General features: G+C 72.9%; 23 protein-coding genes. 9 read left to right on the top strand and 14 right to left on the bottom strand.

Features of this window, described 5'->3' with window-relative positions; genetic code table 11:
* The first annotated feature begins 13 nt into the window (after window positions 1-13).
* Window positions 14-766, top strand: coding sequence for a GNAT family N-acetyltransferase (locus tag JD78_RS00950; protein WP_153356565.1), 753 nt, complete (start codon window positions 14-16; stop codon window positions 764-766).
* Here the strand turns inward: JD78_RS00950 and JD78_RS00945 are convergent.
* The 7 genes from JD78_RS00945 to JD78_RS00915 form a co-directional block, all read right to left on the bottom strand.
* On the bottom strand, window positions 723-1,148 hold the full coding sequence (locus JD78_RS00945) for a hypothetical protein (RefSeq protein ID WP_153356563.1): 426 nt from the start codon (window positions 1,146-1,148) through the stop codon (window positions 723-725). The genes JD78_RS00950 and JD78_RS00945 overlap by 44 nt on opposite strands.
* Window positions 1,145-2,041 carry an N-acetyl-1-D-myo-inositol-2-amino-2-deoxy-alpha-D-glucopyranoside deacetylase gene (mshB, locus tag JD78_RS00940; RefSeq protein ID WP_153356559.1) on the bottom strand — a complete coding sequence of 299 codons (897 nt, stop codon included), beginning with the start codon at window positions 2,039-2,041 and terminating at the stop codon, window positions 1,145-1,147. Before mshB ends, JD78_RS00945 begins: the two co-directional genes overlap by 4 nt.
* Window positions 2,042-2,473: 432 nt before the next feature.
* Window positions 2,474-3,535 (bottom strand): ABC transporter ATP-binding protein, encoded by a 1,062-nt coding sequence (locus tag JD78_RS00935; RefSeq protein WP_153356556.1) that lies wholly within the window; start codon window positions 3,533-3,535, stop codon window positions 2,474-2,476.
* Entirely contained in the window at window positions 3,532-4,827 is a 1,296-nt protein-coding gene (locus JD78_RS00930; protein ID WP_228394896.1) for an ABC transporter ATP-binding protein, read from the bottom strand. Before JD78_RS00930 ends, JD78_RS00935 begins: the two co-directional genes overlap by 4 nt.
* 23 nt (window positions 4,828-4,850) lie before the next feature.
* Window positions 4,851-5,813 carry an ABC transporter permease gene (locus JD78_RS00925; protein ID WP_153356553.1) on the bottom strand — a complete coding sequence of 321 codons (963 nt, stop codon included), beginning with the start codon at window positions 5,811-5,813 and terminating at the stop codon, window positions 4,851-4,853.
* Between the two features lie 31 nt (window positions 5,814-5,844).
* Window positions 5,845-6,834: an ABC transporter permease gene (locus JD78_RS00920; protein WP_153356550.1), complete on the bottom strand. Its 990-nt coding sequence runs from the start codon at window positions 6,832-6,834 to the stop codon at window positions 5,845-5,847.
* A 266-nt stretch (window positions 6,835-7,100) separates the two neighbouring features.
* A complete protein-coding gene (locus JD78_RS00915; protein WP_166520891.1) occupies window positions 7,101-8,822 on the bottom strand; it encodes an ABC transporter family substrate-binding protein in 1,722 nt (573 codons plus the stop codon).
* Between the two features lie 410 nt (window positions 8,823-9,232).
* On the opposite strand from JD78_RS00915, the gene JD78_RS00910 reads away from it, so the two are divergent.
* Entirely contained in the window at window positions 9,233-9,403 is a 171-nt protein-coding gene (locus JD78_RS00910) for a CsbD family protein (RefSeq protein ID WP_153356545.1), read from the top strand.
* Window positions 9,404-9,543: 140 nt separating this feature from the next.
* Here JD78_RS00910 and JD78_RS00905 read toward each other — a convergent pair whose 3' ends face one another.
* Both JD78_RS00905 and JD78_RS22480 read right to left on the bottom strand, forming a co-directional pair.
* Entirely contained in the window at window positions 9,544-10,386 is an 843-nt protein-coding gene (locus JD78_RS00905; protein ID WP_166520890.1) for an endonuclease domain-containing protein, read from the bottom strand.
* 180 nt (window positions 10,387-10,566) lie between these two features.
* Window positions 10,567-11,331: an NUDIX domain-containing protein gene (locus JD78_RS22480; protein WP_153356538.1), complete on the bottom strand. Its 765-nt coding sequence runs from the start codon at window positions 11,329-11,331 to the stop codon at window positions 10,567-10,569.
* 27 nt (window positions 11,332-11,358) lie between these two features.
* Here JD78_RS22480 and JD78_RS00895 point away from each other — a divergent pair, with 27 nt between their 5' ends.
* The 5 genes from JD78_RS00895 (at window position 11,359) to JD78_RS00880 (ending at window position 15,028) form a co-directional block, all read left to right on the top strand.
* A complete protein-coding gene (locus tag JD78_RS00895) occupies window positions 11,359-11,841 on the top strand; it encodes an RrF2 family transcriptional regulator (RefSeq protein ID WP_166520889.1) in 483 nt (160 codons plus the stop codon).
* A gap of 21 nt (window positions 11,842-11,862) precedes the next feature.
* Window positions 11,863-11,967, top strand: coding sequence for a putative leader peptide (locus tag JD78_RS22800; RefSeq protein ID WP_369074098.1), 105 nt, complete (start codon window positions 11,863-11,865; stop codon window positions 11,965-11,967).
* Window positions 11,968-12,060: 93 nt separating this feature from the next.
* The gene (locus JD78_RS00890; RefSeq protein WP_153356534.1) at window positions 12,061-13,740 is read left to right on the top strand and encodes a nitrite/sulfite reductase; all 1,680 of its coding nucleotides are present in this window, start codon (window positions 12,061-12,063) and stop codon (window positions 13,738-13,740) included.
* 169 nt (window positions 13,741-13,909) lie between these two features.
* Entirely contained in the window at window positions 13,910-14,623 is a 714-nt protein-coding gene (locus tag JD78_RS00885) for a phosphoadenylyl-sulfate reductase (RefSeq protein ID WP_153356531.1), read from the top strand.
* Between the two features lie 33 nt (window positions 14,624-14,656).
* Window positions 14,657-15,028 (top strand): 4a-hydroxytetrahydrobiopterin dehydratase, encoded by a 372-nt coding sequence (locus JD78_RS00880; protein WP_153356528.1) that lies wholly within the window; start codon window positions 14,657-14,659, stop codon window positions 15,026-15,028.
* Window positions 15,029-15,038: 10 nt separating this feature from the next.
* Here JD78_RS00880 and JD78_RS00875 read toward each other — a convergent pair whose 3' ends face one another.
* Both JD78_RS00875 and JD78_RS00870 read right to left on the bottom strand, forming a co-directional pair.
* Window positions 15,039-15,428, bottom strand: a complete 390-nt coding sequence (locus tag JD78_RS00875) for a DUF3037 domain-containing protein (protein WP_153356525.1) — start codon at window positions 15,426-15,428, stop codon at window positions 15,039-15,041.
* Window positions 15,425-16,282, bottom strand: a complete 858-nt coding sequence (locus JD78_RS00870; RefSeq protein WP_153356522.1) for a HipA family kinase — start codon at window positions 16,280-16,282, stop codon at window positions 15,425-15,427. The genes JD78_RS00875 and JD78_RS00870 overlap by 4 nt, the downstream gene beginning before the upstream one ends.
* A gap of 158 nt (window positions 16,283-16,440) precedes the next feature.
* Between JD78_RS00870 and JD78_RS00865 the strand changes: the two genes are divergently transcribed.
* Window positions 16,441-18,006 carry a putative bifunctional diguanylate cyclase/phosphodiesterase gene (locus tag JD78_RS00865; RefSeq protein ID WP_166520888.1) on the top strand — a complete coding sequence of 522 codons (1,566 nt, stop codon included), beginning with the start codon at window positions 16,441-16,443 and terminating at the stop codon, window positions 18,004-18,006.
* Window positions 18,007-18,027: 21 nt separating this feature from the next.
* Window positions 18,028-18,573: a DUF1990 family protein gene (locus JD78_RS00860; RefSeq protein WP_153356519.1), complete on the top strand. Its 546-nt coding sequence runs from the start codon at window positions 18,028-18,030 to the stop codon at window positions 18,571-18,573.
* A 3-nt stretch (window positions 18,574-18,576) separates the two neighbouring features.
* Here the strand turns inward: JD78_RS00860 and JD78_RS00855 are convergent, their stop codons facing one another.
* From JD78_RS00855 to JD78_RS00845, 3 genes are all read right to left on the bottom strand, one after another.
* Complete coding sequence (locus JD78_RS00855; RefSeq protein WP_228394895.1) at window positions 18,577-19,398, bottom strand: formate/nitrite transporter family protein; 822 nt, start codon at window positions 19,396-19,398, stop codon at window positions 18,577-18,579.
* A gap of 104 nt (window positions 19,399-19,502) precedes the next feature.
* Window positions 19,503-19,691, bottom strand: coding sequence for a hypothetical protein (locus tag JD78_RS00850; protein WP_153356516.1), 189 nt, complete (start codon window positions 19,689-19,691; stop codon window positions 19,503-19,505).
* A 130-nt stretch (window positions 19,692-19,821) separates the two neighbouring features.
* A complete protein-coding gene (locus JD78_RS00845; RefSeq protein WP_153356513.1) occupies window positions 19,822-20,106 on the bottom strand; it encodes an ATP-binding cassette domain-containing protein in 285 nt (94 codons plus the stop codon).
* Window positions 20,107-20,150 lie beyond the last annotated feature (44 nt).

Raw genomic sequence — 20,150 nt, 5'->3', positions numbered from 1 at the left:
GCAGGATCGGGGCATGGGACAGAGACGGTCACCGCTCGGCGTCGCCGACCTGGAACGGGTCGCCGCCCGCGGCTGGCGGGCGCTGGAGGAGGAGCCGCTGGGCGACTGGCTGCTGCGGGCGGGCGGCGGCTTCACCGGCCGCGCCAACTCCGTGCTCGTCGCCGGCGACCCGGGGCTGCCGCTGGCCGACGCGGTCGACGCCGTCGGCCGCTGGTACGCCGAGCGGGGCATCGCCCCCTGCGCCCAGCTGCCGGGGGTGCAGGCGCGGGCCGCCGACGCGGCGTTCGCGGCGGCGGGCTGGGCCCGCGACGAGGACGTGCACGTGCTCACCGCCCCGCTGACCGCGCCGCCGGCGCCGGACGTGCCGGTCGACCTCTCCCCCGTCCCGGACGACGCGTGGCTGGCCGGCTACCGGCACCGCGGGCGTCCGCTGCCGCCGACCGCACGGGAGGTGCTGGTCAACGCCGAGCGGGTGGCGTTCGCCTCGGTGCGGCTGGCACCCGCGCCGGCCCCGCTGGCCGCGGTCGGCCGGGGCGTGCTGGTCGACGGGTGGCTGGGGGTGAGCGCGGTGACGGTGGCCGAGGAGCACCGGCGGCAGGGCCTGGCCACCGCGGTGATGGCCGCGCTGCAGCGCTGGGCCGGAGAGCACGATGCCCACTCGGTGTACCTGCAGGTCACGACGAGCAACGCCCCGGCGCGGACGCTCTACCGCCGGGCGGGCTTCATCGAGCACCACCGCTACCACTACCGGCGGCTCCCGGGCTGAGCGCGGGACGGCGCGGGCCCCCGATGGCCTGTCCCACGGCGAAGGCGGCGGAGACGACCCCGAGCAGCAGGAAGGCCATGTTGACGGCGGTGGTCACCGCGTCACCACCGGGCAGCAGCAGGTCGCCCTCCGGGCGCGGGCTCGCCGCGGCCAGCACGACCGCCAACCACGCCAGCGCCGGCAGCACGCCCACCAGCCGGGAGCCGGACAGCTCCCGGGCCGCCCGGCCCAGCAGCACGTTGCCGACGACGGCGACCACGATGGAGATCGGCACCGGGACGCCACCCGGCCGCCACGGGAGCCAGAGCACCTCGACGAGGGCGAGCCAACCGGGGACGACGACCGCGGCGACCGCCCAGCCCAGCAGCCGCAGCGCGCTCATCCGGGCAGCCCGGCGAACAGGTCGTCCTCCCAGCCCTGCGGACCGGGACCGGCCGGCCCCCGGACCCCGCGGACCAGCCGGTAGTGCTCGGTGCCCAGCACCTGCTGACCCAGGTTGTTCGACAGCGCGAAGAAGGGGCCGTCGACGGTCATCTGGGTGCGGTGGGCGCGCATCGCCGCGTCCTTGCGGGCGGCGTGCGCGGACGCGTCGACCTCGGTCGTGACCACGTCGTCGGACACCGCGAACGGCACCTCGTCCAGGTCGCCCAGCGCCTCGAACGGCGAGGCCTCCCCCAGCGCGGCCATCGCCGCGATGCCCCGTTCCACCACCGACCGGGGCATCGCGTTCCAGTAGACCTTCGCCACCGTCCACGCCGGCCCGAGATCGGGGCGGTGGGCCGGATCGGCGGCGGCGTCGACCGCGGCCATCGCCACCCGGTGGGCCTGGATGTGGTCGGGGTGGCCGTATCCGCCGTTCTCGTCGTAGGTGACCAGCACCTGCGGGCGGACCTCGCGGACGACGGCGACGGCGGCGTCGACGGCCTCGGTGAGGTCGGCCCGCCAGAAGGCCCGGGGCGCGTCGTTGGGCGGGGTGCCCATCATCCCGGAGTCCCGGTACCGGCCCGCGCCGCCGAGGAAGCGCCAGTCGGTGACCCCCAGCGCGTCCATCGCCGCGGCCAGCTCACCGATCCGGTACCCGCCGAGCTGGTCGGCCTGGTCGGCGGCGAGCTGGGCCAGCTCGGGCACCAGCACCTCCCCCTCCTCACCGAGGGTGCAGGTGAGCAGGGTGACCTCGACGCCGGCCGCGACGCAGGCGGCCATGGTGGCGCCGTTGTTGATCGTCTCGTCGTCGGGGTGGGCGTGCACGAGCAGCAGACGACGATCAGCGGTCACCGGCACATTGTCGCGCCCGCCGGAACACCCAGGAGACCGACCCGCTCGGCAATGATCAGGTCACCTGATCGAAAGGCGTCCCCCTGCACCAACACTGGTGCAGGGGGACGCCCATTGGTGCAGGGGGACGGCTCAGCGCAGGTGCGGCAGGGGCACCTGGCCGCGATGCGATCCGGTACGGACGACGCGCCGGAGGCGCTGTCGGGACCAGTCGCGGAGCCCGGAGGGTTTCCGACTGGTCCCGACGCAACGGCTCAGCGCAGGTGCGGCAGGGGCACCTGACCGCGATGCGATCCGGTACGGACGACGCGCTGGAGGCGCTGTCGGGACCAGTCGCGGAGCCCGGAGGGTTTCCGACTGGTCCCGACGCAACGGCTCAGCGCAGGTGCGGCAGGGGCACCTGGCCGCGATGCGATCCGGAGGATCGCCATGTCACAGCACCGACTTGACCTCGGCGTAGTGGCAGGCGTTGAGGTGGCCGGTGCCCCGCTCCTCGAGGGGCGGGTCGACGTCGATGCACTGCTGCCGCTGCGCGTCGGTGAGGACGTTGGCGAACTTCCAGCAGCGGGTGCGGAACCGGCAGCCCGAGGGCGGGTTGGCGGGGCTGGGGACGTCGCCGGAGATGATGATCCGCTGGCGCTCCCGCTCGCGGCGCGGGTCGGGCAGCGGGATCGCCGAGAGCAGCGCCTGGGTGTAGGGGTGCGCCGGCCGGGTGAACAGGTCCTCCTGGTCGGCGACCTCGATGATCCGGCCCAGGTACATGACGGCGACCCGGTCGGAGATGTGCCGCACCACCGACAGGTCGTGGGCGATGAACAGGTAGCTCAGTCCCAGCTCGTTCTTGAGGTCCTCGAGCAGGTTGATCACACCGGCCTGGATGGAGACGTCCAGCGCGGAGACCGGCTCGTCGAGGACCAGCACCTTGGGCTGCAGCGCGAGGGCCCGGGCGATGCCGATGCGCTGTCGCTGCCCACCGGAGAACTCCGCCGGGTACCGGTTGGTGTGCTCGGGGTTGAGGCCGACGGTCTCCACCAGCTCGCGGACGCGGCTGCGCAGTTCGGTGTCGTCCTTGGTGAGGCCGTGGATGATCAGCGGCTCGGCGATGATGTCGAAGACGGGCAGCCGCGGGTTCAACGACGCGTACGGGTCCTGGAACACCAGCTGGATGTCCCGGCGCAGGGGGCGCATCTCCTTGCGGCCCAGGCCCACGATCTCCCGCCCCTGGAACACCACGGAGCCGGCGGTGGCCGGCTGGAGGTTGAGGATGGCCCGCCCGGTGGTGGACTTGCCGCAGCCGGACTCCCCGACCAGGCCGAGCACCTCACCCGGGTACAGGTCGAGGTCGATGCCGTCGACGGCGCGGACTGCACCGACGGTGCGCTTGATCAGCCCGCCGCCCTTGATCGGGAAGTGCTTCTCCAACCCGCGCACGGACAGGATCGGCTCGCGGGCGGTCGTGGCCCCGTCGGGGCGCTCGGTCGTGGGGGCGCTCATGCCCGGTCTCCCTTGCTGCTGCCGCCGTGGTCGCTGACGACGCTGCCGGTCTCCGTGCCGGCCGCGCCGGCGTTCGGTTCTGCCTGGGACGCGGCCGGGGTGCCGCGGTCACCCGCACCGCCGTCGCCGTCGAGGGTCGCGGCGTCGGCCGTCGACGGCCCGCCGGTCAGCACCGTGTCGTCCGCGCCCGGGGCGAAGACGTCGGCCGCATGGCCGTGGGCCGCGGCGACCTGCTCGGTGCGGATGCAGGCCGCGTCGTGCCCCGGGGAGACCTGCAGCAGCGGCGGCTCGGCATCGTCGCACTCGGCGACGTGCAGCGGGCACCGGGGCGCGAACGGGCAACCGGGCGGCAGGCTCACCAGCGACGGCGGGGCGCCGAGGATCGGGGTGAGCCGCTCGCGGGAGCTGGAGTCCAGCCGGGGCAGCGAGCCGAGCAGCCCGAGGGTGTAGGGCATCCGCGGCTCGTAGTAGATCTCCTCGACGCCGCCGATCTCGACCGGCCGGCCGGCGTACATGACCAGAACCCGGTCGGCGATCCCGGCGACCACACCCAGGTCGTGGGTGATCATCACCATGGCCGCGCCGGTCTCCTGCAGGGCCGTCTGCAGCACCTCGAGGATCTGGGCCTGCACGGTGACGTCCAGCGCCGTCGTCGGCTCGTCGGCGATGATCACCTCGGGCTGGTTGGCCATCGCGATGGCGATGACGACGCGCTGGCGCATGCCGCCGGAGAACTCGTGCGGGTAGGAGCGCACCCGCTCGCGGGCGTTGGGGATGCCGACGAGCTCCAGCAGTTCGACGGCGCGGGCCTCGGACGCCTTCGACGACAGCGACTTGTCGTGGATGCGCAGCGTCTCCTCGATCTGCGCCCCGACCTTGTAGACCGGGTCCAGCGACGTCATCGGGTCCTGGAAGATCATCGAGACGCCCTTGCCGCGGATGCGCGACATGCTGCGGTCCTTCTGTCCGAGCAGCTCCTGGCCGCGGTACTTGACCGAGCCGGTGACCCGCGCGGACGCCGGCAGCAGGCCCATCACCGCCAGCGAGGTGACCGACTTGCCCGATCCGGACTCGCCGACGATGCCGAGCACCTCGCCGGAGCGGAGCGTGTAGTCGACGCCGCGGACGGCGTGGACCAGCCCGTCCTCGGTGGGGAACCGGACGTTGAGGTCGGTGACCTCCAGCAGCGGGGCGGAGGGGTCGAGGCGGTCACCGACGCCGGTGGCGCGGGTGTCGCCGAGGGTGCCCAGGGAGGTGGCGCCGGCAGGCGTGGAGCCAGCAGAGGTGGACAAGGAGCTCTCCGTTTTCAGGTCTGTCAGGCCCGCACGCGGCGGTTGCTCGGGTCGAAGGCGTCGCGGATGCCGTCGCCGATCAGGTTGATCGACAGCACGATCAGCAGCAGCGTGATGCCCGGGAAGTAGAAGAGCCACGGACGGGTGGACGCGGCCTGGACGCCGTCGGAGACCAACCGGCCCAGCGACGTCTCGTTGGCCCCGTTCACGCCGAAGCCCAGGTAGGTCAGCGACGCCTCGAGGATGATCGCGGTCGCCGCGGCGAGCGTCGTCCACACGATCAGCGAGCCCAGCGCGTTGGGGATCAGGTGCTTGAAGATGATCCGCTTGTTCGAGGCGCCCATCGCGTGGGCGGCCTCGACGTACTCCTTCTCGCGCAGCGAGAGGAACTGGCTGCGCACGATGCGAGCCAGGTCCAGCCAGCCGAAGAGGCCCAGGATGATGCCGACGCCCAGCGGAGTGCGGGAGCCGGGGAAGTTGCTGGCGACGACGATCAGCACGACCAGCAGCGGCACGGTGAGGATCAGGTCGACGACGCGCATCAGCACGCTGTCGACCCACCTGCCGAAGTAGCCGGCCAGCGCGCCGACCAGCAGGCCGATCGGGAAGGCGATGACCACGAACAGCAGCACGATGAACATCGACCGCTGGACGCCGGCCATCAACCCGGCCAGGAGATCGCGGCCGATCTCGTCGCTGCCCAGCGGATAGCCGGCGACGCCGGGGCTCACCGACTGCGCGTTGCGGTTCAGGGTCCTGTACTCGGTGCCGTACACCAGCGGCCCGACGAAGCCGAAGAGCAGCAGGGCGACGAAGGCGACCAGCCCCGTCATGCCGACCTTGTTGCGCAGGAACCGCCGGGTGATCTGCTGCCGCTGGCTGCGTGCCTTGACGCCGAACTCGCCGTCGGCCCCGCCGCTGGTCGGCGTGCCCGGCTCGGCCGGAAGGGCTGCGCCCGCGGTGGAGGCGGCCTGGGTGGTGGCCATCAGTTCTTCTCTCTCTCGTGCCGCGGCGCGGTCAGCTGAGCCGGATCCGCGGGTCGAGCACCGCGTAGAGGATGTCGGCGATCAGGTTGAACACGACCACGAAGAAGGCGCTGACCAGCAGCCAGCCGAGCACCACGTTCAGGTCGTTGGCGCGGATGCCGTTCTCCAGCAGGAACCGGCCCATGCCGTTCCAGACGAACACCTGTTCGGTGATCACCGCGCCGCCGAAGAGGGTGCCGACGCCGAGGGCGACCACCGTGGTCAGTGGGATGAGCGCGTTGCGCAGCCCGTGCTTGACGACGGTGCGGCGATAGGTGAGCCCCTTGGCCCGGGCCAGCCGCATGTAGTCGCTGCCCAGCACGTCGAGCATCGCCGAGCGCTGGAAGCGGCTCCACGCGGCGAAGGAGAGGAGGGCGAGGCTGATCGTCGGCAGCACCAGGTGGCCGAGCCGGTCGGCCCAGATCTCACCGCTCGTGGCGTACAGCTCGATGCCCGGGGTCTGTTCTCCGATGGTGTACAGCACCTGCCGGCCGAACAGGTCGTTCACGCCGCCGGCGACGAACTCCTTGAGCAGCGCGGCGAACCAGAAGGTGGGCAGCGCGATGAGCAGGTAGGCCAGGAAGGTGAAGGTGTAGTCCGACGGCTTGTACTGCCGGACGGCGCCGATCACACCGACCACGATGGCCAGCAGCACGGCGATGACCATGGCGGCGATCAGCATGCGCCCGGTCACCCCGAGCCGGGTGATCAGCTGCGGACCGACCGGCGTGCCGTTGAGCGTCTCGCCGAAGTCGCCGGTGAAGACGCCGGAGAGCCACCGCCAGTAGCGGACGAGGAAGGGGTCGTTCAGCCCGAGGGACTCGGCCACGCCGTTCAGGTACTCCTGCGTCGGTGGCGGCTGCCGCTGCCGGAACCGCTGGAGCGGGTCGAAGCTCGCCGCGCACAGCGCGAAGACGAGGAGCGAGCTGGCCAGCAGGACCAGCACGGATGCGATCAGCCGCCGCACCACGAAGAAGAACATCAGTGCACCTTACGCCGGGAGCGGACGTCCTCCGGCACGGAGGCGGGACGCTCGGACAGTCTGCGGTCGGTCACCCCGGGAGGCGCGACGTCGTCCGGGGAATCAGCCGGGAATGGCGTCGTCACGAGGACGAAACACCGGGTCCGGGCATGCCACAGCCCCCGGTTAGCACCGGGGGCTGTGGTCGTGCTCAGGGTCGTGCGGCACCGGCCGGCTGGGCCGGCCGGGTGGCCGGTGCCCCTGGAGTCAGGGGCACCGGCCGGCACTCACTCGGCGAGCGTCCACTCCTCGGAGTTCCAGAGCGGCCCGGCCTGGCTCGCGTTGTCCTCCACGTTCTGGATGTCGGACTGGTACGCGATGAAGGTCGGCTTCTGGTACAGCGGCAGGGTGGCCATCTGGTCCCACAGCGCCGTGTCGACCTGGTTGGCCAGGTCAGCGGCGGCGTCGGGGTCCGGGGTGGACACCATCTCGGCCAGCAGCTGGTCGATCTCCGGGGTGCCGGTGCGGGAGTAGTTCTGCCCCAGGCCGTTGTCCGGCGAGTAGTAGATCGACTGGTTGGACGAGACGAACGGCGTCGAGACCCAGGCGAACAGCGCGGCCTGGAAGCCACCGGCCTCGAGGCTGGTGGGCCGGTCGGCCCCGGCGAAGATGTCCGGGTCGGCGTTGAAGGTCGCGTCGATACCGGCATCCTCCAGCTGCGGGATCATGACCTCGATGGTGGTCTGCCGCAGCGGGTTGTTCGCCGTGGTGTTGATCTGGATGGCCAGGCGCCCACGCTCGGGGTGGGTGTAGATGCCGTCGGGGCCCTGGGAGTAGCCGGACTCCTCGAGCAGCTGGCGCGCCATGTCGGGGTTGGCCGACTTGTACTCCTCGGGCGCGTTGTCCTGGTACTGCGGCTGGTTGTTCACGTACAGCCGGTTGTTCAGCACCTGGGCGTCGGAGGAGAACTGCCCCACGGTCTGGGCCACGATCTCCTCGCGGTCCAGCGCCATCGCGAACGCCTTGCGGACGTTCGGGTCGGCGAGGTGGACGTCGGAGGCGTTGAAGTCCAGGTGCTCGAAGCTCAGCCCGAAGGTGATCTCGCTCTGGACGTTGGGCGCGAGGTCCTCGACCTGGTTGACCAGGTCCAGCTGGGGCTGCGGGTAGATGACCCCGAGCTCCTGGTTCTGCAGACCCTGGACGGCGGTCGTCGGGTCGTTGCCGATGTTCTGGATGACCAGCTGGCTCAGACCCGGCGCGTCACCCCACCACTCGGGGTTCGGGGTCAGCACGATGACCTGGTTGCCGGTGTCGATGTTGTCCGACACGACCTGCCACGGGCCGGCGGAGATGTCCTCCGGCAGGCCGCTCGCGGTCGGCCAGCCCTCGGTCGTGGTGGCGCAGCGCTCGGCGTCGTCCTCGCTGTCCATGAGGTGCGCGGGCAGGAAGGTGCTGAACAGCGACTGCCAGTCGGCGTACGGCTCGGCGTAGGTCACGGTGACGGTCTTGCCGTCGTCGGAGCCCTCGACGGACTCGATGTTGGCGTAGCCGTTCGTCGACAGCACGGTCTCGCACCCGCCGTCGGCCGGGTCCGCGCTGCGGTTGGCCCGCCAGGTGAACTCGAAGTCGTCGGCCGAGATCGGCGTCCCGTCGCTCCAGACCGCGTCGTCGTTGATCGTGTAGACGTTCACCTGCTGGCCACCGCTGGTGTCCAGCGTCGGCTCCTCGGCCAGCACGTTCTCGTCCCAGGTGACGTCGAAGTCGGCGTTGACGTTGAACGCGGACGGGAGCACCCGGCCGATCACGGTCTGGGTCGAGGTGGCGTTGCCCGCGGCGATGAACGGGTAGAGGTTCTCCGGGAAGTCGGTGGCCTCGCCGTAGACGACCCGCCCGTTGCCGGACTCGCCCCCGCCCCCACCGCTGTCACTGCTGCCGCCGCAGGCCGACAGCACCATCGCGCCGGTGACCCCGGCGGCGACGAGCGCCCCGCTGCGCTTGCTCAACTTCACGTTCGATTTCCTCCTCGACCCGCGACTGGCACGGGAGGCGGTCGGGAACCGGGACCTGCCTGGAGACGGCGAGGTGGCCGGTCGGTGACGAATGCGTACGCATCTGGCAGACACGCGGTCCCACAGAGCGGACGGGGAGGACAGTAGGCAGCCCCGGAGGGGTCGTCCACGACCGTCATCAACTTGTGACCTGTGCAAAGGACCGCGCGCAGCGACCCGAAACATCGGTGCAACACCTGCCCCGCAAGCCACGGGATTTCCGCTTCTGCAGCGTGACTGGCGAACGATCTTCCGTGTGGCCCGATACACACCCGGACACGCCGACAACACGCCGGGTGTCCGCCCCCAGCACGCTGGGTACGCGGTCTCCCAGTCGACCCGACCACGGCCGACCCGACGGAGGAGTTCGCATGAGCGCCATGGACAAGATGAAGAACAAGGCCCAAGAGCTCGGTGGTCAGGGCAAGGAGGCCGTCGGCAAGGCGACCGACGATCGCGACCTGCAGGCCGAGGGTGAGAAGGACCAGGCCGCCGGCAACCTGAAGCAGGCTGGCGAGAAGGTCAAGGACACCTTCAAGTGACCAACTGAGCCAGCAGGTCGAGAGCGCCGCACCCCGTCCGACCGGTGCGGCGCTCTCGCGCGCCCGGGGTGAGGAGCACGAGGTCCTCCTGGTTTCGGCGCCGAAACCCAGCCAGGTTTCGGCGCCGAAACCCGGCTGGGTCACTGCCCCAACGGGCGGGGCGTGGCGAGCGCCAGTGCCGTGCGGATGCGGTCGACGACGGCGTCCATGTCCCTGAGGTCCGCGTTGGCCAACCTGATGACCCACCAGCCCGCTGCGCGGAGGGCGGCGTAGCGGGCGTCGTCCTTCTGGGCCTTGACCGGGTCGAAGTGGTGCGGGCCCTCGTACTCGACGATCAGCTTCGCCTCCGGCCACGCCAGATCGACCTTGCCGAGGAACGCGCCTCCGTCGACGACGACGAACTGGGGCACCGGCTCCGGCAGGCCGGCGGCATGACAGGCCACCCGGACCCACGACTCCGCGGGGCTCTGCGCCCGTCCGTCGACCAACGACAGGGCCTTGCGCACCCGCCGCGACCCCCACTGGTGTGTCGCGGTCCGCTGCACGCGCCGGAGGACCTCGTCGGGAAGCTCTCCGCCGAACGCCATGGCATCGAGACACGCGACGGCGTCCCTGAGCCGTTCGAGCGCGGCCACGTCCCAGACGGTCCGCTCGACGGAGGTGATCCGGATGCCGTCGTCGGTCTCGACGATCTCCCCCGCCCGTACCTCGGTCCGGTGGACGAGCACTCCGCGCGGTCCGCGCCAGGCCGAGGTCTTGGGCACGACCACGCGGACCGGGTCCCGCGAGCCCGCGGTCCGCCCCTGCCACCACGCAGCGGCCGACCGTCCGGCGAGGGCGGCCTCCGGCGGCATGACGAGCGCCGTGGCCCGGGCGACCAGCTCGTGATCGAACGGCATGCCTGGCGGCGCGTAGACCCCGCGCACGACCCGCCGGTACAGCCCGCGGTCCAACTGGTCGCGCGTCACTGCTCCCTCGGCCACGGCATGCGCACCGACGAAGAGGCCGTGCGGCGGTCGACGGACGGGAGTCACGTCGCTAAGCGTGTCCGATCCGGGCCGTCGTCCGCCGGCGTCATCCACAGCCCAGGATTCGGCGCCGAATCCTGGCCGGGTTTCGGCGCCGAAAGCCGGCCGGTTTCGGCGCCGAAAGCTGAGAGGGGGTCAGAGGCGGGTGAGGAGGGCGCGGACGGCGGGGAGCAGCGGGCGGTCGGCGGGGATCCAGTCGAGCTCCTCGAGCTCGTCCTCGACCACCCAGCGGAGCTCGGTGTGCTCGTGGGCGACCAGCTCGCCGCCGGTGACCCGGCCCCACCACACCCGCAGCGTCGAGGCGCCCGGCGCGCCACCGGCGACGACGCCGTCCAGCGGCACCTCGCCCAGGAACGCGTGCGGGGTGATCGCGACGCCCAGCTCCTCGCGGCACTCGCGCACCAGCGCATCCAGGTCCGGCTCCCCCGGTTCGACCTTGCCGCCGGGGAACTCCCACAGCCCGGCCAGCGGCCCGGACCCGCGGCGCGCGACGAGCACCCGCCGGCGGTCGTCGACCAGGGCGGCGCCGACCACCTGGGTCACCTCCAGCGCGCGTTCCGCGGCTGCCGCGGCGTAGGCGTCCAGGTGCGCCTGCATCGCCCGGACGAGCCGGCGGCGCACCAGCGTCTGGTCGACCAGGCCGCCCAGGGCGCCGGGCAGGACCGTCTCCCAGTCGACCTGCTCCTCGACCAGCGTGCCGGCGCCGGTGGCCGAGAAGTGCCGGGTGTGCACCAGCCGGCGCAGCCCCCCACCGGGCGCCGCCGCGTAGACGTCGGACCACGGCCGGTCGGAGACGACCTCCTGCAACGGCCGCGACCAGGGCCGCCCGAGGGACCGAGCCACGTCGAAGGCGACGGTGAGCGGTGCCTCCACCAACGTGGTGAACCTCAGCTGGGACACGCGGTCCAGCCAACCAGACACGGCAGGATGGGCGCCGTGCGCATCTCAGCCCGGGTCGACTACGCGGTACGGGCCGCCGTCGAGCTGGCGGCCGCGGCCCCGGACTCGCTGACCTCGGAGCGGATCGCCCAGGCGCAGGGCATCCCGGCGCGGTTCCTGCAGGCGATCCTGGGCGACCTGCAGCACGCCCGGCTGGTCACCAGCCAGCGCGGCCGGGAGGGCGGCTACCGTCTGGCCCTGCCGCCGTCGGAGGTCTCCATCGCACGGGTCATGCGGGTGGAGCAGGGGTTCCTCGCCGAGGTGCACGGCCAGCGCCCGGAGGACGTCGAGTACCCGGGCCCGGCCGCCCCCCTGGCCAACGTGTGGGTCGCCGCCCGGGAGGCCTACCGGAAGGTGCTGGAGAACGTGACGCTGGCCGACGTCGTCGCCGGCACCATGCCCCCGCAGGTGGCCGAGCTGGTCGAGCTGGAGAGCGCGTGGCGCTCCTTCGGCGTCCCCGCCGCCGACTGAGCACCGCCGGAGGGAAGGGCGGTGTGGCACCATCGAGGCGTGACGGACTGCGGCGCCCTGCTCGTGGAGCGCCTGCACGTCGACCTGGCGCGGGTCTCCAGCGCCGCCTGTCGCGCCGCGCGCTGACCACGGCCCTGCTCCCCCGCAGCCTCCCCGCTGCACCCACACCCGGCCGCGTCGCGCACGCTCGGCGTGCCGGCGCAGAGGAGAACGACTGAAGTGTCGACCCCCACCCGCAGCAGCAACCGCCCCGTCCGCGGACAGGGCCAGTGGGCGCTGGGCTACCGCGAGCCGCTGAACCCGAACGAGCGGATGAAGAAGGACTCCGACGGGCTCGACGTCCGTCAGCGGATCCTCGACATCTACGCGCACACCGGCTTCGGCGGCATCGACCCCGGTGACCTGCGCGGGCGGATGCGCTGGATGGGGCTCTACACCCAGCGCGCCCAGGGCATCCCCGGCGGGAAGACCGCCGTGCTGGAGGCCGAGGAGCTCGAGGACTCCTACTTCATGATGCGGGCCCGCATCGACGGCGGGCAGCTGACCAGCGAGGCACTCCGGGTCCTCGGTGGGATCAGCACCGAGTTCGGCCGGGACGTCGCCGACGTCACCGACCGGCAGAACGTCCAGTACCACTGGATCCGGATCGAGGACGTGCCGGAGATCTGGCGGCGGCTGGAGTCGGTGGGCCTGAGCACGATGGAGGCCTGCGGCGACGTGCCCCGGGTGATGCTGAACTGCCCGCTTGCCGGCGTGCTCGAGGACGAGGTCGTCGACGCCTCCGAGGTGCTGGCCCAGACGGTCGAGAAGTACCTGGGCGACCCGCAGTTCAGCAACCTGCCGCGCAAGTGGAAGACGTCGATGTCCGGTTGCGTCGACCGCTGCACCGAGCCCGAGATCGACGACGTCTCGCTCAACGGCGTCGTGAACGAGGCCGGCGAGGTCGGCTACGACCTGTGGGTGGGCGGCGGGTTGTCGACCAACCCCATGTTCGCCAAGCGGATCGGGGTCTTCGTCCGCCCGGAGCAGGTGAGCGACGTCTGGGCCGCCTGCACCGCGATCTTCCGCGACTACGGCTACCGCCGGTCGCGCAACCACGCCCGGATCAAGTTCCTCATGGCCGACTGGGGGCCGGAGAAGTTCCGCCAGGTGCTCGAGGACGAGTACCTGCACGAGAAGCTGCCCGACGGCCCGGCCACCGCCCGGCCGAAGCACGAGTCGCGTGACCACGTCGGCGTCAGCAAGCAGAAGGACGGCACCAACGCCCTCGGCTTCGCGCTGCGCACCGGCCGGATCAGCGGCACGCTGCTCACCCGGATCGCCGACCTCGCCGAGGAGTACGGCACCCAGGGTGGGCGCATCCGTACGACGACCCAGCAGAAGCTGGTCATCCTCGACGTCCCCGACGACCGGGTCGAGGACCTGGTCGCCGCGCTGGCCGAGCACGACCTGCTGGTGCGCCCCAGCGCCTTCCGCCGCGGCACCATGGCCTGCACCGGCCTGGAGTTCTGCAAGCTGGCGATCGTCGAGACCAAGCAGCACGCCCAGGAGCTCTACGCCGAGCTCGAGCGGCGGCTGCCGGACTTCGACGAGCCCATCGGCATCAACGTCAACGGCTGCCCGAACAGCTGCGCCCGCTTCCAGACCGCGGACATCGGCTTCAAGGGCATGATCGTCCGCAATGCCGCCGGCGAGAGCGTCGAGGGCTTCCAGGTGCACCTGGGCGGTCACCTCGGGGTCGAGGCCTCGTTCGGCCGCAAGTTCCGCGGCCACAAGATCACCAAGGAGGAGACCGCGGACTACTGCGAGCGGGTCCTCCGCGGCTACCTCGAGCGCCGCGAGCCCGGCGAGCGCTTCGCCCAGTACGTCGCGCGCGCAGAAGAGGAGTGGCTGGTCTGACCATGTCGGAGGAGGGCGAGCCGCGACCGGGAAGGACCCGCCAGCTGCCGGTGTTCCACTGCCCGTACTGCGGCGACGAGGACCTCGTCCCGGAGGGTGGGGGCTGGCACTGCACGTCGTGCCTGCGCACCTTCACCGTGCACCTGACCGGAACTGGGGTGAACCGACCGTGACCACGTCCCTCGTCCAGCCGACGCCGGAGCTGGCCGCCGAGGCCGAGGCCCGCTTCGAGGGCATCGCCGACCCGGTGGAGCAGGCACTCGCCGTGCTCACCTGGGCCGGGGAGACCTTCGGCGACGGGTTCGCGATCACCTCCAGCATGGCCGACGGACTGCTCGCGCACCTGGCCAGCCGCGCCGTCCCCGGGGTGAACGTCGTCTTCCTCGACACCGGCTACCACTTCGCCGAGACGATCGGCACCCGCGACTGGATCACCGGCGTCCTGCCGATCACGCTGCACAACGTGCAGCCGCCGCTCTCGGTGGCCGAGCAGGACGCCGCGCACGGCCCGAAGCTGTACGAGCGCGACCCGGACCTGTGCTGCTCGCTGCGCAAGGTGCAGCCGCTGGCGCAGGCGCTGGCCGCCTTCGTGGCCTGGGGCTCGGGCGTGCGGCGCGACGAGGCGGTCACCCGGGCCGCCACCAAGGTCGTCGACTGGGACGCCAAGCGGGGCATGGTGAAGGTGAACCCGCTGGCGGCGTGGACGCAGGAGCACGTCGACGGCTACATCGCCGAGCACCAGGTGCCGGTGAACCCGCTGGCCGAGATCGGATACGCCTCGATCGGCTGCGCCCCCTGCACCCGGCCGGTCGCCCCCGGCGAGGACCCGCGCGCGGGCCGCTGGGCGGGCAAGAACAAGGTGGAGTGCGGGCTGCACGTCTGAGCGCCATCATCGGGGCTCGGCCACACTGACGGCATGGCCCGCCGCACCCCGCTGACACCCGACCAGCTCACCGCCGCTCTCGCCGGGCTGCCCGAGTGGTCCGGGGACACCTCCGGCATCGAGCGGACCGTCCAGGGGATCGACTTCGCCGACGCGGCCGAGGTGATGGCCGACCTGGCGCTGGCCGCCGGCGAGCTGGACCACCACCCCGACGTCGACGTCCGCTGGCGCACGCTGCGGATCGCCGTCACGACGCACTCCGCCGGGGGCGTGACGGAGCTGGACGTCGAGTACGCCCGGCGCGCCGACGAGGCGCTGGCGCCGTTCACCGACACCGACCCCGAGCTGGCCGCCCAGGTCGACACGCTGCTCGCCCCGGACCGTCAGCCCGGCAGCGGCGCATAGAGGCCCTACCTCAGCCCTCGACGGGCAGGACCAGCAGCCGCAGCAGCCGGTCGGCCTCGGCGTCGGGGTCGGCGGTCAGGCCGGTGTGCACCGGCCCCGGCTGGACGACGGTGCTCCGTGGCGCGGTGAGCCAGCGGAACCGCGAGCCCAGCACCTCCCGGCCCGCCGCCCCGGCGGCGGGCTCGGCCGCGCAGACGTCGCCGGCCGCCTGCAGCGCGGCACCGATGGCCGCCGGGTCGGCGGTCGGGTCGAGCGCCCGCAGCCGGTCGACGTCCAGGTGCAGCCGGGCGCCCAGGTAGTCCAGCTGGCGGCAGTAGACGAGCACCCCGGCGTTGAGGCACTCCCCCCGCTCCACCCGGGGCACCACGCGCAGCACGGCGTACTCGAAGGTCTGCCTCACCGCTGCGTCACGCCCTCGGGCGGCGGGGGGCCGAGCCAGGACGGCCGGTTCTCCCCACGCGGCGCCGAGCGCCGTCCCGCACCGCCGGATCGGGCGGCGCCGACCAGGCCGGGCAGCCAGGAGTCGCGGGCGACCAGCCGGGCCAGCAGCTGGTCGACGTAGCGACCCCGCACGTCCGCGGGCCCGTCGTCGGCGCCGGGGCCCTCCAGCCAGGCGTCGGGCACCAGCGCGAGGACCTCGTGCAGCAGCTCCCGGGTGACCCGGGGCGCCAGCGCCGCGTCGGCGGCGGGCACGTCGGGCTCGCACTCGACCAGCGCGTGCTGGGCGGCGTCGTACGGGCGGCTCACCGCGGCGTCGGCCCCCGCCCAGTTGTGGTGGAAGGTGAGCGAGGCCCCGTGGTCGATCAGGTGCAGCCGGTCGTGCCAGAAGAGCATGTTCGGGTTGCGCCAGGACCGGTCGACGTTGCCGACGAGCGCGTCGAACCAGAGCACCCGCCCGGCCAGCTCCGGCGACACCCGGGCGGCGCCGGCCTCGAAGTCCAGCGCACCGGGCAGGTAGTCCATCCCGAGGTTCACCCCGGCCGAGTTCCGCAGCAGCTCCTGCACCTCGACGTCCGGCTCCCCGACCGCGAGCTCCGGGGCGACGTCGACGGTGACCAGGGCCGGCACCGGCAGCGACAGCCGGCGGGCCAGCTCCCCGCAGACCACCTCGGCAGCGAGCACCTTGACGCCCTGCCCGGCCGCCCGCCACTTGACCACGTAGGTGCCCAGGTCGTCGGCCTCCATGAGGCCGGGCAGCGAGCCACCCTCGCGGAGCGGGGTGACGTAGCGGGTGGCGGTGACGGCGGGCAGCACAGTGGGCTCAACGTACCGCCCGGGCCGGCACGTCCCACTCCCCCGATGTGGTGAGCCGGGCCCGGTGGCCCCTCCAGCCGGAACAGGTCGCGGACGACGGTGCACCGATGGGCACCCGACCACCGAGAGGTCGGTGCCCCCGGCGTCGGGGAGGCAGCGTGGGTGAGAACGCCGCCGGACTGCGCCGCACCGTGCTGGTCGAGTTCTGCGTGGTCGCCGCCCTGACCCTCGCGCTCGGGGCGGTCAGCGTGGCCGTGGACCTGCCCGCCACCCTGGTCCGCTGGTCGCGGGGGCCCGTCCCGGTCGACCACCTGGTGGTGCTGCTGGCCGGCAGCCACCTGTTCATGATCGTCTTCGGTGCCCGCCGCGGCGCCCAGCTCAAGCGCGAGCACCGCCGGCGGGCCCGCGCCGAGTCCGATCTCTCCCACCGCGCTCGCCACGACCTGCTCACCGGCCTGCTCAACCGCGACGCCTTCGCCGCAGCCGTCGACGGCGCGCTGGCCGCCGAGGCCGCGACGCCACCGGCGCTGCTGTTCATCGACCTGGACGGGTTCGGCGACGTGAACGCCACCCTGGGCCACGACACCGCCAACGACCTGCTGCGCGCCGTGGCCGACCGGCTCACTGCCGAGGCGCCGACCGGTGCCGTGGTGGCGCGGTTGGGCGGCGACGAGTTCGGCGTGCTGTTCACCGGGGCGGCCACCGCGGACCCGGGCACCTCGGCACTCGGCCTGCTCACCGCCCTGCAGCAGCCGGTGCAGCTGGGCGAACTCTCCCTGGACGTGTCCGTCTGCGCGGGCCTGGCCGCCGGCCCCGTGACGGACCCGCTGGAGCTCATGCGCCGGGCCGACGTCGCCTTCGCCGACGCCCGGACCCACCGGACGGGGCTGGTCGTCTACTCCCCCGCCATCGACACCTTCGACGCCGACCGGCTGGTGCTGCACGGTGAGCTGCGCCGGGCCGTCGCGGCCGGTGAACTGCGGCTGCACTACCAGCCGCAGGTCTGCCTGCGCACCGGCCGGGTGATCGGGGTCGAGGGCCTCGTCCGCTGGGAGCACCCGCGCCGGGGTCTGCTGCTGCCCGGGTCGTTCATCGACCTGGCCGAGCAGACCGGGCTGATCCGGGAGCTCACCGACGCGGTCCTGGTGCAGGCCCTCGCGGACAGCCGCGCCTGGGCCGACGCCGGTCGGCCGTTGCGGGTCGCGGTCAACCTCTCCGCGCGCAGCCTCGGTGACCTCGAGCTGCCCGGCCACGTCGCCGCCCTGCTGCGCGATGCCGGGGTGGCCCCGGGGGCACTGGAGCTGGAGATCACCGAGACCGCCGTGATGGAGGACCCGGCCCGGGCGAGGGAGGTGCTCCGCCAGCTGCGGCTGCTGGGCGTCGGCCTGTCCGTGGACGACTTCGGCACCGGGCACGCCTCGCTGGCCTACCTGTCGCAGCTGCCGGTGCAGACGCTCAAGGTCGACCGCTCGTTCGTGATGGGCATGCTCACCGACGCCGGCTCGCGCACGATCGTGAAGGCGATCATCGGGCTGGCGCACGACCTGGGCCTGCGGGTGGTCGCCGAGGGGGTGGAGAGCGTCGCCACCTGGCGGGAGCTCACCGCCCTGCGGTGCGACGAGATCCAGGGCTTCTGGCTGGGCGGCGCCATCCCGTCCGCGGAGCTGCCGGCGCTGGTGGCCGCGGTGGAGCAGCGCCTGCGGGAGCACAGCGCCCGCGCCTGAGCCGGCGTGCACACTGGCCGGGTGGGAATCCTCCGCCGCACGACCCTCGCCCAGCTCGCCGACGCCCCGTTCACCTACCCCGAGGTGGGCGCCACCCGGGACGCCGAGCTGCCGGCCGGCTACCACCACGTGGACCGTCGCGAGCACCTCGGCTCGGGGCCCGTCGCGTTCGACCACGCCGCCGCGGCCGTGTTCCGCTGGGCCGCCCAGCGCGGTGCCGGCCTGCGGGTCCACGCCAGCGGCCCGGCCAGCGCCGTCGGCACCGTCGTGCTGATGACCGCCGGGTTGCGCCGGCTGGGCCTGGACGTCCCGTGCCGCGTCGTGTGGGTGGTCGACGAGCCCGATCGGCGCGGGTTCGCCTACGGCACGCTGCCCGGCCACCCGGAGAGCGGCGAGGAGAGCTTCGTCGTCACCCGGGACCCCGACGGCGAGGTCCACTACGAGCTGCGCGCCTTCTCCCGGCTGGCCACCCCGCTCGCCCGCCTCGGCGCCCCGGTCAGCAGCCGGGTGCAGGCACTGGCGCTGGACCGGTACGTGACGACGATGCGCCGCGCGGCGCGCGGCTGATCGTCAGGCCCCGGCCGCGGCGCGCTCGTCCTGGATCATCTGCTTGCTGCGGACCAGCCGGAGCAGGGTCACCACGAACAGGCCCCCGGCCATGTTGAGCAGGGTGGTGTACCAGAACCAGGCCAGCCAGTCGCCGTAGCCGAACGGCGCCCCGGCGTGCAGCGCGGCGAAGACGATCAGCGAGTCCAGGATCGAGTGGAACAGCTGGAGACCGGCGAGCACGAACGCCCCGGCGATCGCGGCGACGATCTTCGCCGGGTCGGACTCGGTGCCGTGCTGCATCCGGGTCATCAGCGTGATGGCGATCCCGGCCAGGAAGGCCAGTGACGCCGACTGGAGGTCCAGCGGGGCGTCGACGAAGTGGACGGCGCTCTCGATCGCCGTGGCCCGGAGGTCGGGGAACGCCCGCACGACGAGCCACATGAACATCCACCCGCCGAGCAGGTTCGTCAGCAGGGTGCCGCTCCACAGCTTGCCCAGCTGCGCGAGGCTGGCCCGGCCGGCGGCCACCGCGGTCACCGGCACGAGGAAGCCCTCGGTGAACAGCTCGCTGCGGGCCAGCAGCAGGGCGATGAAGCCGACGGAAAAGGCGAGCCCGGCCAGCAGGTGGCTGCCCGTCTCCGCGTAGACGGCGAACAGCAGCAGCACGCCGGTGGCCACCTCGAGCCCGCCGGCGAAGCCGGTGGTGAGCACCTCGCGCCAGCTGCGGTGCAGGCGCTGGGCGCCGTCGCTGACGATGGCGTCGAACGCCTCCTGCAGTTCGTCCTCGGTGGGGCCCGGCGTCTCGCCGAGCTCCTCCCGGGCGTCCTCCTCGCGGATGGCCACGGTCGTTCCTCCTGCCCGATGGCCGGGCGGGGCGCGCCGCGGTCCGGCCGCGCACTACCCGCTGGGGCGCGGCGCACACCCCGCTGGGGACCGGCACACACCCGCTACACGTCGCGGCGGACCAGCAGGAGCGCCGCCAGGAACCACACGGCACCTGCCCAGGCGGCCGTGACGGCCAACCCGACCGGCCACCCCGGACCGTCGGCCAGGAAGGGCACCCCGCCGACCCCGAGCACCGGCAGCGCCTGCGCCAGCGAGGCGGCGAGGTCGCCGAACAGCGGGAGCCCGAACACCGGTCCTCGGCCGACGGCGTGGTGGCCGCCGCCAGCCAGCCGAACCCGACCGCGAGGAGCGCGTACACCGCCACCGCTCAGGTGGAGCGCAGCGACCCGAGCGTGGTCCATTCACTGCGCAGCAGCCCGGTCATCGCCCACGGGCCCGGTACTCGACGTCGGCCCCGGTGAGCGCGTAGTACGCCGCCTCCAGCGACGTCGTCGTCCGGGCCAGCTCGGTGCAGGGAACACCCAGCACGGTGGCCGCGCCCGCGGTGGGCCGGGTCAGCCCGAGCACGCAGCGCATCGTCGTCGTCTTCCCCGACCCGTTCGGCCCCAGGAAGCCGGTGACCCGGCCGGGTTCGACCCGGGCGGTGAGGTCCTCGACCGCGGTGCGCGCCCGGTAGCGCTTGGTGAGCCCGGTGAGCTCGATCACCGCGTCACCTCACCAGACCGGCCCGCGCGGGCGACGGCGGACAC

Source organism: Modestobacter roseus (genome assembly GCF_007994135.1).
GTDB classification, from domain to species: Bacteria; Actinomycetota; Actinomycetes; order Mycobacteriales; family Geodermatophilaceae; genus Modestobacter; species Modestobacter roseus.
The sequence above is the reverse complement of the archived record's forward strand: the minus strand, read 5'-3'. Positions and strand labels throughout refer to the sequence as shown.

What these genes read in the sequence shown, in the direction of transcription:
- JD78_RS00925 (WP_153356553.1), bottom strand. Translation starts at nt 5,813, where the DNA reads ATGGCCACCACCCAGGCCGCCTCCACCGCGGGCGCAGCCCTTCCGGCC.
- JD78_RS00935 (WP_153356556.1), bottom strand. Translation starts at nt 3,535, where the DNA reads ATGAGCGCCCCCACGACCGAGCGCCCCGACGGGGCCACGACCGCCCGC.
- JD78_RS00880 (WP_153356528.1), top strand. Translation starts at nt 14,657, where the DNA reads ATGGCCCGCCGCACCCCGCTGACACCCGACCAGCTCACCGCCGCTCTC.
- JD78_RS00950 (WP_153356565.1), top strand. Translation starts at nt 14, where the DNA reads ATGGGACAGAGACGGTCACCGCTCGGCGTCGCCGACCTGGAACGGGTC.
- JD78_RS00920 (WP_153356550.1), bottom strand. Translation starts at nt 6,834, where the DNA reads ATGTTCTTCTTCGTGGTGCGGCGGCTGATCGCATCCGTGCTGGTCCTG.
- JD78_RS00910 (WP_153356545.1), top strand. Translation starts at nt 9,233, where the DNA reads ATGAGCGCCATGGACAAGATGAAGAACAAGGCCCAAGAGCTCGGTGGT.
- JD78_RS00945 (WP_153356563.1), bottom strand. Translation starts at nt 1,148, where the DNA reads ATGAGCGCGCTGCGGCTGCTGGGCTGGGCGGTCGCCGCGGTCGTCGTC.
- JD78_RS00895 (WP_166520889.1), top strand. Translation starts at nt 11,359, where the DNA reads ATGGGCGCCGTGCGCATCTCAGCCCGGGTCGACTACGCGGTACGGGCC.